The following is a 13,801-nucleotide window of genomic DNA, read 5'->3' as shown; positions in this document are numbered from 1 at the left end:
ATCCTGGCAGCCGTGACCGACCGAGGAGGATCACGAGCGACAGGCCCCGCAGCCGGCACTCCGCAGACACCGCACCGGGCATCCGGGGAACCGCGCCGGGCGTCGCACCAGCCGCTGCGCGCACAGTGGGACCCCGTCGGAGGGGAGGATCGGCCGGCCCGGCGCCCCCGGCCGGAGCGCGCCGTACGCAAGCAGTCGAGGGTGGGTCGCTTCGTCTCGACCTACGGGTGGCGGGCCTATGCCATCCCGGTTCTCGTCGCCGTCACCGCCTTCGTCATGTGGGACGCGGTGCGCGCGGCACCGGCGCAGTCCGGTGACTCCGCCGTCGCGCCCGACGTGCCCGCGGCCGCGGTGCCCACGCCGGACGGATTGTTCCCGGCCGGTACCGGCCCGGGCGAACTTCCCGACGGCGGGCCGTTCACCGTGGCCGGTGCCGGCACCTGGCACCTGGTGCCCGGCAGCACCGAACAGGTCGGCGCCGGCACGAAGAAGGTGTACACCTACACCGTCGAGGTGGAGGACGGGGTGGACGCGACCGGCTACGGCGGCGAAGCCGCATTCGCCCGGATGGTCGACGAGACCCTCGCGAACCCGAAGAGCTGGACGAACAGCCCCGACTTCGCGTTCCGGCGCGTCGACGGCGGCGAACCCGACTTCCGGATCTCGCTCACCTCGCAGATGAGTATCCGGCGGTACTGCGGTTTCGACATTCCGCTCGAGGGATCGTGTTTCAACCCCGGCATCGAACGGGTGCTGCTCAACGAGGCCCGGTGGGTGCGCGGGGCCGTCGCCTTCCAGGGCGACATCGGCTCGTACCGGCAGTACCAGATCAACCACGAGGTCGGTCACGCCCTCGGTTTCGCCGGGCACGAACCGTGCCGGAGTCAGGGTGGTCTCGCGCCGATCATGATGCAGCAGACGTTCGGGGTCGCCAACGACGACATCGCGCGCGTCGACCCCGGGGGAGTCGTACCCGCAGACGGGCTGATCTGCCGCTTCAACCCGTGGCCGTTCCCGCGCGGGTGATCCCGGCATCGCCGGAGGCGACGGGCCGCACGCCCAGGGGACTAATGTTCCCTGTGCCGTCGAGTGTGCCGAGGAGCTTGTCGTGACCGCATTGCCACCGCTGGTGGAACCCGCCGCCGAACTGACCCGGGAAGACGTGGCCCGGTACAGCCGGCACCTGATCATTCCGGACGTGGGGGTCACCGGGCAGAAACGGCTCCGGAACGCGAAGGTGCTGTTCATCGGCGCGGGCGGACTCGGCTCCCCGGCGCTGCTGTATCTCGCCGCGGCCGGGGTCGGCACGATCGGCATCGTCGAGTTCGACGAGGTCGACAGCTCCAATCTGCAGCGCCAGATCATCCACGGCCAGGCCGACGTCGGCCGGTCGAAGGGGGAGAGCGCCCGCGAGACCATCGCGGGCATCAACGACACCGTCGACGTGCGCCTGCACCCGGTGCGGCTGGACACGACCAACGCCGTCGACCTGTTCCGCGGATACGACCTCATCGTCGACGGCACCGACAACTTCGCGACCCGCTATCTCGTCAACGACGCCGCGATCCTCGCAGGCAAGCCCTACGTCTGGGGATCGATCTTCCGTTTCGAAGGCCAGGTGTCGGTGTTCTGGGAGGACGCGCCCGACGGGATGGGCCTGAACTACCGCGACCTGTATCCGGAGGCGCCGCCGCCCGGCATGGTGCCCTCCTGCGCCGAGGGCGGGGTCCTCGGAGTGCTGCCCGGCACCGTCGGCTGCATCATGGCGACCGAGGCCATCAAGCTCATCACCGGCATCGGCGACACCCTGCTGGGCCGGCTGATGATCTACAACGCCCTCTCGATGACGTTCCGGACCGTCACGCTGCGCCGCGATCCGGGCCGCGTCCCGGTCACCGAACTCGTCGACTACGACGAGTTCTGTGGAGTGGTGTCCGACGAGGGCATGACCGCTGCCGCCGAATCCACAATCACCGCAACGGAATTGCGCGCGATGCTCGACTCCGGCCGCGAGATCGCGCTCGTCGACGTCCGTGAACCCGTCGAGTGGGACATTGTGCACATCGACGGCGCCCGCCTGATTCCCAAGGACCGCATCCTGTCCGGCTCGGCGCTCGCGGAACTTCCACAGAACGTTCCGATCGTTGCGTACTGCAAGACCGGCATCCGGTCCGCGGAGGTGCTCGCCGCACTCAAACGCGCCGGATTCGCGGACGCGACCCACCTGCAGGGCGGCGTCGTCGCGTGGGCGCAGCAGGTCGATCCGTCGCTGCCGCTGTACTGACACCGCAGTGGTATCGGGGCTGCGGCGCGGCGGGGACACCGTCCGGACCGTGCGGGTTCACCGGATCCTGTGAGCCTCGACAACGGAGTGCCTTCCCCGATCGCACAGCGCACGACGGTACGGTGAGCGTCGTGAGCCCACTCGAACCCCCGCAGCACGTGCGCTCCACGTTCGGTCTTCGCGATGCCGAACCGGTACCGCTCGGCTCGGACTGGGACGGCGGCTGGCGATGTGGTGACGTTGTGCTCTCTCCGGTCGCCGATCACGCGCGTGCGGCGTGGTCGGCGAAGGTCCGCGAGACGCTCAGCGTCGACGGGCTGCGCCTGGCCAGGCCGGTCCGCTCCACCGACGGCCGGTACGTCGTGTCCGGATGGCGTGCCGACACCTACATCGTCGGCGCCTCCGAACCCCGCCACGACGAGGTGGTGTCGCTGTCGCTGCGCCTGCACGCCGCGACCGCGCAACTCGAACGTCCCCGGTTCCTCATGCAGCCTCCGGTCGCGCCGTGGGCAGATGTCGACGTGTTCGTCGCCGCCGACCGCGCAGCATGGGAGACCGTGCCGTTGCGTTCGGCACGGGCGGCCGGAGCTCCCGAGACCACCACACCGGACGGACGCAAAAGCCTCGATCTCATCAACCAGCTCGCAACCTTCCGTAAACCCGTGCACCTGCCGGACCAGCTCGTGCACGGCGACCTGTTCGGGACGGTCCTGTTCGCAGGCCGGGCCGCGCCCGGGCTGACCGACATCACGCCGTACTGGCGACCCGCGTCGTGGGCGGCGGCCGTCGCCGCCGTCGACGCGCTGTCGTGGGGTGGCGCCGACGACGCGCTGATCGGCCGCTGGGACGATCTGCCCGAGTGGCCGCAGATGTTGTTGCGTGCGGTGATGTTCCGGCTGGCCGTGCACGCGCTGCATCCGCGTTCGACGGAAGAGGCGTTCCCCGGCCTGGCGCACACCTCCGATCTGGTCCGGCTCCTGCTGTAGGCCACCCTCACAGGGCAGCCTGCGCGTGCGTGAGAAACTCTTGACGCGGAGGTCACCGCGGGCAGCACCGCGGCAACACCCACTTCCTACCTTGGGTTCGACACGAATCCGAGAGAGGTGGGCGGGGTGGCTGTGGCAATCGAAAACGAAACGCTGCGAGCGAAATTCGCACGCAAGCACAACATCGAGCACTGGGACGCCGAGGATGTCGAGGCGTGGGAGTCCGGGAACAAGGACATCGCGAAGCGGAACCTGATCTGGTCCGTCATCGCCGAGCACGTCGGATTCTCGGTGTGGTCCATCTGGTCGGTCATGGTGCTGTTCATGCCCACCGACGTCTACGGCATCGACGCCGCCGGCAAGTTCTTTCTGGTCGCCGTGCCGACCCTGGTCGGTTCGATTCTGCGCATTCCCTACACCGTCGCGACGGCGCGTTTCGGCGGCCGCAACTGGACGATCTTCAGTGCGGTGGTGCTGTTCGTGCCGCTTGTGGCGACGCTCTACCTGATGCTCGAGCCGGGCCACTCGTACACCACGTTCCTGCTGGTCGCCGCGATCGCTGGTGTCGGCGGCGGCAACTTCGCCTCCTCCATGACCAATATCAACGCGTTCTACCCGCAGCGGCTCAAGGGCTGGGCGCTCGGCCTCAACGCCGGCGGCGGCAACATCGGTGTCCCGGTCATCCAGCTCATCGGCCTGTTCGTCATCGCCACCGTCGGTAACACCGAGCCGTGGATCGTGTGCGCGATCTACCTGGTGCTGTGCGGTGTCGCGGCTGTCGGTGCGGCCCTGTTCATGGACAACCTCGGCGGTCAGAAGGCGGACCTGCGGGCGATGGGCGCCGCACTGAAGTTCCGCGACTCGTGGGTCGTGTCCTTCCTGTACATCGGCACGTTCGGTTCGTTCATCGGCTTCAGCTTCGCGTTCGGCCAGGTGCTGCAGATCAACTTCCTCGCCGGTGGCGACACCCCCGCGCAGGCGGCGCTGCACGCCGCACAGATCGCGTTCATCGGTCCGCTGCTCGGCTCGATCTCCCGTCCGTTCGGCGGCAAACTCGCCGACCGCATCGGCGGCGGCCGCATCACGATGGTCACGTTCGCGGCGATGACGATGGCGGCGGGTGTCCTGATCGTGGCCGGTGTCCTCGACGACGCCACGGCCGGTGCGCCCAATGGCGGCATCATGATCGCCTACGTCCTCGGGTTCATCGCACTGTTCCTGCTGTCCGGTCTCGGCAACGGCTCGGTGTACAAGATGATCCCGTCGATCTTCGAGGCGAAGGCGCAGAGCCTCGAGCACCTGGACCGGGCCGCCAAGGCAGCGTGGTCGCGCACCATGTCCGGCGCGCTCATCGGATTCGCCGGCGCCATCGGCGGACTCGGCGGGGTCGGCATCAACCTGGTGCTCCGCGCCTCCTACGCCGGCGCGGCGAAGTCCGCGACCATGGCCTTCTGGGTCTTCGGCGGCTTCTACCTGGTGTGCATCGCCGTCACCTGGCTGGTGTTCCTGCGCACTCCCCGTGCGGCGACCGTCACGGAGACCGCCGAAGTGGACCGTCCGACGGTCCCCGTCGTCTGACGCCGCATCCCGGCACTGATCCACCCTGCACGAGAGAAAGCGAAATCCCATGAGCCGCAAGAACGTTGTCGTCGTCGGACACGGAATGGTCGGGCACCGCTTCGTTGAAGCGCTGCGTGCCCGCGACGAGCACGACACGTGGTCGGTGACGGTCCTGAGCGAAGAGACGCAGCCCGCCTACGACCGCGTCGGATTGTCCTCGTACGTCGGCTCGTGGGATGCGAAGGAACTTGCGCTCGCCGGCAACACCTACGACGGCGACGCCCTCGTCGACCTGAAGCTGGGGACGCGCGCCGCGGCGGTCGACCGCGACGCACGCACCGTCACCACCGACAGCGGTGCGACGATCGGCTACGACGCGCTGGTCCTGGCCACCGGGTCGTATCCGTTCGTCCCGCCGATCCCCGGCAAGGACCTGCCCGGCACGTTCGTCTACCGCACCCTCGGCGACCTCGACGGAATCCGTGCCGCCGCCGACGCCGCCGGACCCGGTGCCGTGGGCGTCGTCGTCGGCGGTGGCCTCCTCGGCCTCGAGGCGGCCAACGCCCTGCAGTTGATGGGGATGACGCCGCATGTCGTCGAGTTCGCGCCGCGGCTGATGCCGCTGCAGGTCGACGAGGGTGGTGGAAACGTGCTGGCCCGCCTCGTGACCGATCTCGGTCTGACCGTACACACCGGGGTCGGGACCTCCGCGATCACCGAGGGCCCCGCGGGGCTGCGGGTCGAGCTGTCCGACGGCTCGGTCCTCGACGCCGCGGTGCTGGTGTTCTCGGCCGGTGTGCGCCCGCAGGACGGGATCGCCCGTGACACCGGGCTCGCGGTCGGCGCGCGCGGCGGCATCCTCACCGATCTCCGATGCCGCAGCGTCACCGACGAGGCCGTGTACGCGGTCGGCGAGTGCGCGGCCGTCGAAGGCACCTGCTACGGCCTCGTCGCTCCCGGTTACAGCACCGCCGAGGTCGTCGCGGACCGCCTGCTCGGCGGCGACGCCGAGTTCCCCGGCGCCGACCTGTCCACCAAGCTCAAGCTGCTCGGCGTCGACGTCGCCAGCTTCGGCGACGCCCACGCAACCACCCCCGGTGCGCTCGAGGTGGTGCTGTCCGACGCGGCGAAGGGCACCTACGCCAAGCTCGTCGTCTCCGACGACGCGAAGATCCTGCTCGGCGGCATCCTCGTCGGCGACGCCTCCGCGTACGGGTCGCTGCGCCCGCTCGTCGGGCGGGAGCTGCCCGGTGACCCGGCGGCGCTCATCTCCCCGGCCGGGGAGAAGCCGGGCGCGGGGACGCTGCCGGACGACGCCGAGGTGTGCTCGTGCAACGGCGTCACCAAGGGAGCGATCTGCGGTGCGATCGCCGAGGGCGCCTGCGACATCGCGCAGGTCAAGGCGTGCACGAACGCCGGCACCACCTGCGGTGGCTGTCTGCCGACGGTCAAGCAGCTGCTCGCGTCCTCCGGGGTGGTGCTCAGCAAGGCGCTGTGCGAGCACTTCGAGCAGTCCCGCGCCGAGCTGTTCGAGATCGTCCGGGCCACCGGCACCCGCACCTTCTCCGCGTTGATTGCGAAGTACGGCAAGGGATCCGGCTGTGACATCTGCAAGCCGGTGGTCGCCTCGATCCTGGCTTCCACCGACTCGGATCACATCCTGCACCGGCAGCAGGCCGGTCTGCAGGACACCAACGACCACTTCCTGGCGAACATCCAGAAGAACGGCACCTACTCGGTGGTGCCGCGGATGCCCGGCGGTGAATGCACGCCCGAGCAGCTCATCGTGATCGGTGAGGTGGCCCGCGACTTCGGCCTGTACGTGAAGATGACCGGCGGTCAGCGGATCGACATGTTCGGTGCGCGCGTCGAGCAGCTGCCGCTGATCTGGAAGCGCCTCGTCGACGCCGGCATGGAGTCGGGTCAGGCCTACGGCAAATCGCTGCGGACCGTGAAGAGTTGCGTCGGTTCGACGTGGTGCCGGTACGGCGTGCAGGACTCCGTCGGCATGGCCGTCGACCTGGAGATGCGTTACCGTGGCCTGCGCTCGCCCCACAAGATCAAGTTCGGTGTCTCCGGGTGCGCCCGCGAATGCGCGGAGGCCCGCGGCAAGGACGTCGGCGTCATCGCCACCGAGAGCGGCTGGAACCTCTACGTGTGCGGCAACGGCGGCCAGTCCCCGAAGCACGCGCAACTGCTCGCCGGTGGCCTCGACGACGAAACCCTCGTCAAGTACATCGACCGGTTCCTGATGTTCTACATCCGCACCGCCGACCGGCTGCAGCGCACCGCGCCGTGGCTCGACGCGATGGACGGCGGTCTCGACCACCTCCGTGAGGTCGTGTGCGAGGACAGCCTCGGCATCGCCGCCGAACTCGAAGCATCGATGGCCAAGCACGTCGAGGGCTACCGGGACGAGTGGGCAGGCGTGCTCGAGGACCCGGAGAAACTTGCCCGGTTCGTCTCGTTCGTCAACGCACCCGACGAAATCGACCCGACCGTGCAGTTCGACGACTCCGGCAAGCGGAAGGTGCCCGTCCTGGTCGGGATGCCCGCTTACCGTCCGGGAATCTCCGGGTAACCGGCCCGAAACACCGGACCCGGATGATTACACCAGTACTTTTCGAGGGAGGACCGATGACCGTCATCGAGATGCACGGTGCAGGGGGATCGACGCGCGAGAGCGTGTTCGACGGGCGATTGGAATGGACGTCGGCATGCCCGCTCAGCCGGCTGGTACCCGGCTGCGGTGTCGCGGTGCTGCTGCGCGGGGGCGAGCAGGTTGCCCTGTTCCTGCTCGACGACGGCACGCTGCGTGCCGTCGGCAACATCGATCCGTTCGGGCATGCCGCGGTGATGTCACGTGGACTCGTCGGCGACCGCTCCGGCGAGCCGACCGTCGCATCCCCGCTGCTCAAGCAGGTGTTCTCGCTCGACGACGGTCGGTGCCTCGACGACCCTGCCGTATCGCTGCCCGTCTACGACGTGCGTGTGTGGGCCGGCGTGGTGCAGATCCACAGCAACCGGACGCCGAGCGACGGCGAGCTTTCGTGAGCGACGGCACCGAGCCGTTGCGGGGATTCACCATCGGGGTGACCGCGTCCCGTCGCGCGGACGAGTTCACGACGTTGCTCACCCGCCGGGGCGCGGAGGTCGTGCGCGCACCGGCGATCCGCATCATCCCGCTCGCCGACGACACCGAACTCGAGCGCGTCACCCGCGACGTCATTGCGAATCCGCCGGACATCACGGTCGCCACCACGGCGATCGGGTTCCGCGGGTGGATCGGGGCAGCCGAGGGCTGGGGCCTGTCCGAGGAGCTGACCGGCGCCCTCGGCGGGAGCCGAATCCTGGCCCGCGGCCCGAAGGTGACCGGGGCGATCCGGGCCGCGGAACTACGGGAGGAATGGTCCCCCGCGTCCGAATCGTCGGCCGAGGTCCTCGCACACCTGCTCGCGGAAGGTGTTGCGGGGCTGCGCATCGCGGTGCAGTTGCACGGCGAGCGCACCGAATGGGAGCCCGGCGCCGACCTGTGCGAGGAACTGCGCGCCGCCGGCGCCGAGGTCGTCGCCGTCCCCGTCTACCGCTGGACGCCGCCCGAGGACCCGACCGCGCTGGATCGGCTCATCGAGCAGATCGCCGATTACGGGATCGACGCGGTCAGCTTCACCAGCGCACCGGCGGTCGCGTCGCTGCTGATGCGGGCCAAACAGACCGGGATGCTCGAGCTGATGCTGCGGGCGCTGCGCAGCGGCGTCACCGCGGTGTGCGTCGGCCCGGTCACGGCAGCGCCGCTCGTCGACCTCGAGGTACCGGTCACCATGCCGGCCCGGGCGCGGCTCGGTGCCCTGGCCCGCCACCTCGCCGAGGAACTGCCCCGCCGCGCGGTCCGCATCGAAGCCGGCGGGCACGTCCTGGGCATGCGCGGGCGCTGCGTCATCGTCGACGAGGAGAAACGTTGCCTCGCCCCGGCAGGAATGGCCCTGCTCCGCACGCTCGCATCCCGCCCCGGACGGGTCGTCGCGCGTGCGGAACTGCTCACCGCGCTGCCCGGCGGTGGGGGAGATACCCACGCGGTCGAGACCGCCGTGGCACGACTGCGGTCGTCGCTCGGCGCGCCTGCGATCGTGCAGACCGTCGTCAAGCGGGGCTACCGCCTCGCCGTCGACCCGGAGGATGTGCACTGATGACCCGGCCACAGTTGCTGCTCGTCGCCCACGGCACCCGCAATCCGCGCGGTGTCGACATGATCGCCTCGCTCGCGGATGCCGTGTCGGAGAAGGTCGGCCCCACGCGGGTCGCCTTCGTCGACGTGCTCGGACCGTCCCCGGCGGAGGTCCTGCGCGACTCGTCCCGCCCGACCGTGTTGGTGCCGGCTTTCCTTGCGTCCGGCTACCACGTGCACGGCGACGTCCCGCAGGAAGTCGCGGCCAGCGGGCACACCGCGGTGGCGGTGACCCGCGCCCTCGGACCCGACCCGATCCTCGCCCGGGTTCTCGTGCAGCGGCTCGAGGCCGCCGGATGGCGCCCCGGGGACGCGGTGGTCCTCGCCGCCGCCGGCTCGTCCGATCCGCGTGCCCTCCGCGACGTGCGTGGTGCCTCCCGCATGCTGTCCTCGCTGGTACGCACCACCGTGCGCATCGCATATGTCGCGACCGGCTCGCCCCGGGTCCCCGAGGTTGTCGGCACCTTGCGCGCGCAGGGGGCGCGCCGGGTGTTCATCGCCTCGTACCTGCTCGCGCCCGGCCTGTTCCACTCCCGGCTCGCCGACGCGGGAGCCGACGGGGTCTCCGCGCCGCTGGGAGTGACCGATTCGATCGTCGATCTGGTCGTGCAGCGCTACTGTGTGGGCGCGCGGCTGGTCCTCGCTCGCTGATTCGGGCCCGCGGCCGGTGTGGACTTCTGGCGCTCGGAGTCGCTGTGCTCAGAGCCGCCGAGGGTGCACACCGATCGATCACCTTGTTCGGCGGGCCGCCTCCGGCCACCAGTCGGCGACCTGCTCTGATCCCAGACCCGTTGCAGTGTTGAGGAACTCGAAGAGTTCGCGCTCGCGGTCCTCATCGTAGGACTCGTCGGACGAGGGGACCAGACGATCGATCTCGACGTAGTTCCCCCGCAGATCTGCTTCCGGGATCGGTGCCGTACCGGTGGCCAGAGCGGCCAAGTGCGTCCCGGAACGCTCGGGGGTGGAGACGCCGGCCAGGACGTTCATCGCGGGCAGCACGTACTTCCAGCCGAACCGCTCGAAAGCGCTTCTGTCTCGGGCCAAACCTGTTCCCGGCATCATCCCCGGATCGAAGCAGAACGCGTCGATGCCTCGAGGAGCGCGCCGGGCGAGTTCGTGCACCCAGTACAGCGTTCCGAGCTTGCTCGTCGAGTAGGCGCGGATGCCGTCACCCTCGCGCGGCCGGGCCAGTGTCTCGGGAGCTTCCCAGACCGGTGCCGGAACCATCCCGTAGGAACGGCGGAACTTGCCGTAGTGGGTGCCGGACCCCACGGCGATCACGCGTACCGGCGCGGTGAGGGAGCGGCTGATGGTGCCCACCAGCAGGTGGGGGCCGATCAGGTTGGTGCCGAAGGTCACTTCGAATCCGTCGGTGGTTTCCGTTGCAGTGGAGCCTGTTTGGATTCCCGCGTTGAGGACGATGCCGCGAAGGGGCGCGATGGCGGGGTCTGCGAGCAGCTCGACGATCCGTTCGCCGGCTTCCCGGGTGCCGGCGATGCTTCCTTGGTCGCACACCACGTAGCGGAAGTTGCCGGGATCACCGAGAAGTGCCCGTAGCTCGTCGGCGCGGGTCTGCGAACGCGCCGTGGCGATCACGGTCCAGCCGGGCGTGGTGGTCAACAGGCGCGCCATCAGCAACCCCATGCCCGAGGTCGCGCCGGTCAAGAGCATGGTTGCGTCATCGGCCGCAGGAACCATTGCTTCCCCCATTTTCTGTTGCGGACGAATCACCCTTCGCGTGAAGTCTGCGGTGCTGCGTCGACCACGGCAACCGCGATCGGGTCGGGCCCGCGTCGGACCCGGATGGCCGGGACTGTGCTTGGCTCGCGCAGTCAGATCCGGGGCAGCGGCACCATCTCGACGAGATCGCCGTCGGCCGCGCCCGGCGGAACCAGCGCGACCGCCTGCCGTCCGATCAGTCCGGCCAGATGGGATGTGCGGATCGCGTTGTCGCACAGCCACGACCCGTCGGGAAGCTGCCGCGCGGGCAGCAGGCGTGTGACCTCGCCGACGACGTCGGAGGCGTTCGCCAGCGGTGCGGTCCACGGCACGCGTGGGGTCCGGCAGGTGCGGCCGTCGATCACCGCGGGCAACATGACCAGCAGCGTCGCGACCGCCGCCACCGGGTTCCCCGGCAACCCCAGCACGGCCCGGCCGTCCGGCAGTACCGCCGCGACCTGGGAGCCGCCCGGCTTGCACCGGACACGTTCGACGGCGATGTGTGCTCCGGTGCGGGCCAGCGCACCGCGCAGCTGGTCCGCGGCGCCACGGCCGGTCGCGCCGACGACGACGACCGCGTCCACGTCCGTGGTTTCCTGTAGCAGCCGGTCGAACCCGTCCTCGGTGTCGCGCAGGTGCGCCTCGCTCACCGCGTCGGCGCCGCACCACCGCACGAACTGCCCGAGCACGGGCCCGAGCGAGTCGCGGGTCTGGCCCTCGCGCAGCGGACCGTCGCGCCGGATCTCGTCGCCGCTGACGACAATGTGCACCCGCACCGGTCCGCGCGCTTCGACGTCGGTGACCTCGCCGCTCAGCGCCGCCGACACCACCGCCGGATCGATTCCCGTACCTGCCTGAGCGAGAACGAATCCGGGCAGCCAGTCTTCCCCGCGGCGGCGGGCGTCGTCACGCACCGGGACATCGGGACGACGGCGGAGGGCACCGCCCTCGCCGATGTCGACGTATTCGTCGCGCACGACCGCGGTCGCGCCGGACGGCAGATGCGCACCGGTCGCGATGCGCGCGGCGTCACCGTCGGCGAGGGCGAATCCGTGGTCCGAACCGGCGCGGCGGATCTCGCTGCGCAGCGTCCACGGTCCGTCGCCCGCCACCGCGTAACCATCCATCGCGGACACCGCGACGGGCGGCAGGGCCTCCGCTGCGACCAGCGGCGCCGCGAGGGTCGCGCCGAGGGCTGCGCGAACCTGAATCCTCCTGACGGGCAACGGCTGCAAGGACTTTCGGAGCATCTCGCGGGCATCGGAGGGGTCGGCGGCGACTACCCCGGTGTGGCCGGAGCGGGCTCGGTGGAGATCCTCGGGAGTGTCGCAGTCCGTGGTGCCGGACACGGGGACCGTCACGTACCGATCGGGCAGCAGCGCCTTCATCGGCTGGTTCGCGACCGCTCCGGCGAGCGAGTCCAGGCGCGCGGTCAGAGCTGCGCCCCGCCAGGCGGCGAGCAGGAACTGGAGGCGGCCGTCCGTGTCGACCGCGAACGCGGCCTCCGCGTCCGGGTCCTCGTGCAGCGCGTCCATCAGTGCGACGAGCGTGTCGGCGGTGACGAACGGCAGGTCCGACGCGAGAGTCAGGACCGGGGCGTCGGCGGGGATGGGGGCGGCCGAGAGGGCGGCCACCGGCCCTGCGCCCACGGGCGTCTCCTGTACCTGGCCGATGGCGGGGTCGAGGTCGTCGCGGTGCGGGCCGACGACGGTGACACGCCGGCACGCGGAGACCGCGGCGAGGGCGCTGTCGAGCATGCGCCGGCCCTGTACGACCAGAGCCGGTTTGTCGACGCCACCCATCCGGGTTGCTCTCCCACCCGCGACGACGACGGCTTCGGAACCGCTCAGCGTGGTCATGACGACCATGCTGCCGTACCGCGCCCGACCGCCGTGGAGCGGACCACGAGAGGTGTCGATCGGTCGTCTCGGTATGAAACATTATTCTAACAATTGAGATATCACGTATTCGGTGAAGAGAGCAGCGTTTCCATTCTAGGCCGAAGTCGTGTATCCGTCGAAGGAGACCGGGCACTGCCCGGCGACCGGAAGGAGCCTCATGCGAATCGGATTGACCGGTGGTGCCGCATCGGCCGACAAGGTGGTCCGGCAGGTGCAGCAGGCGGAAGCGGACGGCTTTGCATCGCTGTGGTTCGCGAGTGGTGTGCTCGGCGACCCGCTGGCTGCGCTGGCCGTCGCGGGTAGGGCCACGTCCTCGATCGAGCTGGGCACGGCGGTGTTGCAGACCTACCCGTGCCACCCGTTGCTGCAGGCCAACCGCGCGGCCGCGGTCGCCGAGGCGATGGGACGACCCGGCTTCACCCTCGGGCTCGGCCCGTCGCACGAATCGTCGATCCGCGACGTCTACGGTCTGTCGTACGACCGGCCGGGGACGAACACCGAGGAATACGTGAGCATCGTCACGGCATTGCTCCGTGGTGACGACGTGGACGTGCGCGGCACCGAGTGGACGACGCGCAGCGTCGGACGCATGACCGAGGTCACGCATCCGGTGCCCGTATTGCTTTCCGCGATGTCGCCGCGCATGCTGCGTGTCGCGGGCAGCCACGCCGACGGCACGATCCTGTGGATGGCGTCGGCGTCGGTCATCGAGACCCGGATCGTGCCCGCTCTGCACGCCGCGGCGCAGCGCGCGGGTCGGCCCGTGCCGCGCGTCGTCGCCGGGCTTCCGGTCGCGGTCCACGACGATGTGAAGCAGGCCCGGATCGCGTGCGCGGCAACGGCGACGTCGTACGCCGCGGTGCCCGCCTACCGCCGCGTTCTCGACGCAGGAGGAGCATCCGAACCGGCCGATGTCGCGATCGTCGGGGACGAGAACGCGGTGCGGGCACAGTTGCGGTCGCTGGTGGCCGCCGGCGTGACCGACGTATGGGCGGCGCCGTTCCCGGTCGGAGACGATCCGCGCGCGTCGTTGCGCCGCACCCGGGACCTGCTGCGGCAACTGGCCGCCGAACCGGACTGACCGGCCTGCCTGCCTAGGGTGGAGTGGTGAGCCCCATCAGCATCG

The 13,801-nt window shown here is 70.0% G+C and carries 11 protein-coding genes; 9 read left to right on the top strand and 2 right to left on the bottom strand.

What is annotated here, in order from left to right:
• Positions 1-114: 114 nt before the first annotated feature.
• The 8 genes from RZ1_RS10430 (at position 115) to RZ1_RS10395 (ending at position 9,706) form a co-directional block, all read left to right on the top strand.
• Positions 115-1,026 carry a DUF3152 domain-containing protein gene (locus RZ1_RS10430; RefSeq protein WP_238071988.1) on the top strand — a complete coding sequence of 304 codons (912 nt, stop codon included), beginning with the start codon at positions 115-117 and terminating at the stop codon, positions 1,024-1,026.
• Positions 1,027-1,108: 82 nt separating this feature from the next.
• Positions 1,109-2,284 (top strand): adenylyltransferase/sulfurtransferase MoeZ, encoded by a 1,176-nt coding sequence (moeZ, locus tag RZ1_RS10425; RefSeq protein WP_072811542.1) that lies wholly within the window; start codon positions 1,109-1,111, stop codon positions 2,282-2,284.
• A 131-nt stretch (positions 2,285-2,415) separates the two neighbouring features.
• Positions 2,416-3,270, top strand: a complete 855-nt coding sequence (locus RZ1_RS10420) for a TIGR02569 family protein (protein ID WP_072811721.1) — start codon at positions 2,416-2,418, stop codon at positions 3,268-3,270.
• Positions 3,271-3,396: 126 nt separating this feature from the next.
• Positions 3,397-4,848, top strand: a complete 1,452-nt coding sequence (locus tag RZ1_RS10415) for a nitrate/nitrite transporter (protein ID WP_072811719.1) — start codon at positions 3,397-3,399, stop codon at positions 4,846-4,848.
• Positions 4,849-4,897: 49 nt separating this feature from the next.
• On the top strand, positions 4,898-7,411 hold the full coding sequence (nirB, locus tag RZ1_RS10410; protein ID WP_072811529.1) for a nitrite reductase large subunit NirB: 2,514 nt from the start codon (positions 4,898-4,900) through the stop codon (positions 7,409-7,411).
• A gap of 56 nt (positions 7,412-7,467) precedes the next feature.
• Positions 7,468-7,884 (top strand): nitrite reductase small subunit NirD, encoded by a 417-nt coding sequence (nirD, locus tag RZ1_RS10405; RefSeq protein ID WP_072811527.1) that lies wholly within the window; start codon positions 7,468-7,470, stop codon positions 7,882-7,884.
• On the top strand, positions 7,881-9,017 hold the full coding sequence (locus RZ1_RS10400; protein ID WP_072811525.1) for a uroporphyrinogen-III synthase: 1,137 nt from the start codon (positions 7,881-7,883) through the stop codon (positions 9,015-9,017). The genes nirD and RZ1_RS10400 overlap by 4 nt, the downstream gene beginning before the upstream one ends.
• Positions 9,017-9,706, top strand: a complete 690-nt coding sequence (locus RZ1_RS10395) for a sirohydrochlorin chelatase (protein ID WP_072811523.1) — start codon at positions 9,017-9,019, stop codon at positions 9,704-9,706. The genes RZ1_RS10400 and RZ1_RS10395 overlap by 1 nt, the downstream gene beginning before the upstream one ends.
• Positions 9,707-9,784: 78 nt before the next feature.
• Here the strand turns inward: RZ1_RS10395 and RZ1_RS10390 are convergent, their stop codons facing one another.
• Together RZ1_RS10390 and RZ1_RS10385 are read right to left on the bottom strand one after the other, a co-directional pair.
• Positions 9,785-10,726, bottom strand: a complete 942-nt coding sequence (locus tag RZ1_RS10390; RefSeq protein ID WP_072811521.1) for an SDR family NAD(P)-dependent oxidoreductase — start codon at positions 10,724-10,726, stop codon at positions 9,785-9,787.
• Positions 10,727-10,887: 161 nt separating this feature from the next.
• Positions 10,888-12,633: an NTP transferase domain-containing protein gene (locus RZ1_RS10385; RefSeq protein WP_072811718.1), complete on the bottom strand. Its 1,746-nt coding sequence runs from the start codon at positions 12,631-12,633 to the stop codon at positions 10,888-10,890.
• Positions 12,634-12,832: 199 nt separating this feature from the next.
• Here RZ1_RS10385 and RZ1_RS10380 point away from each other — a divergent pair, with 199 nt between their 5' ends.
• A complete protein-coding gene (locus RZ1_RS10380) occupies positions 12,833-13,756 on the top strand; it encodes a TIGR03564 family F420-dependent LLM class oxidoreductase (RefSeq protein WP_072811716.1) in 924 nt (307 codons plus the stop codon).
• The last annotated feature ends 45 nt before the right edge of the window (positions 13,757-13,801 follow it).

It is taken from the genome of Rhodococcus zopfii NBRC 100606 = JCM 9919 (assembly GCF_001895025.1).
Taxonomy (GTDB): domain Bacteria; phylum Actinomycetota; class Actinomycetes; order Mycobacteriales; family Mycobacteriaceae; genus Rhodococcus; species Rhodococcus zopfii.
This window is presented reverse-complemented; position numbering and strand designations above follow the sequence as displayed.

Bases quoted from the DNA above. Each gene is read 5' to 3' on its own strand.
- nirB (WP_072811529.1), top strand. From the start codon at position 4,898: ATGAGCCGCAAGAACGTTGTCGTCGTCGGACACGGAATGGTCGGGCAC.
- nirD (WP_072811527.1), top strand. From the start codon at position 7,468: ATGACCGTCATCGAGATGCACGGTGCAGGGGGATCGACGCGCGAGAGC.
- RZ1_RS10395 (WP_072811523.1), top strand. From the start codon at position 9,017: ATGACCCGGCCACAGTTGCTGCTCGTCGCCCACGGCACCCGCAATCCG.
- RZ1_RS10390 (WP_072811521.1), bottom strand. From the start codon at position 10,726: ATGCTCTTGACCGGCGCGACCTCGGGCATGGGGTTGCTGATGGCGCGC.
- RZ1_RS10385 (WP_072811718.1), bottom strand. From the start codon at position 12,633: ATGACCACGCTGAGCGGTTCCGAAGCCGTCGTCGTCGCGGGTGGGAGA.
- RZ1_RS10380 (WP_072811716.1), top strand. From the start codon at position 12,833: ATGCGAATCGGATTGACCGGTGGTGCCGCATCGGCCGACAAGGTGGTC.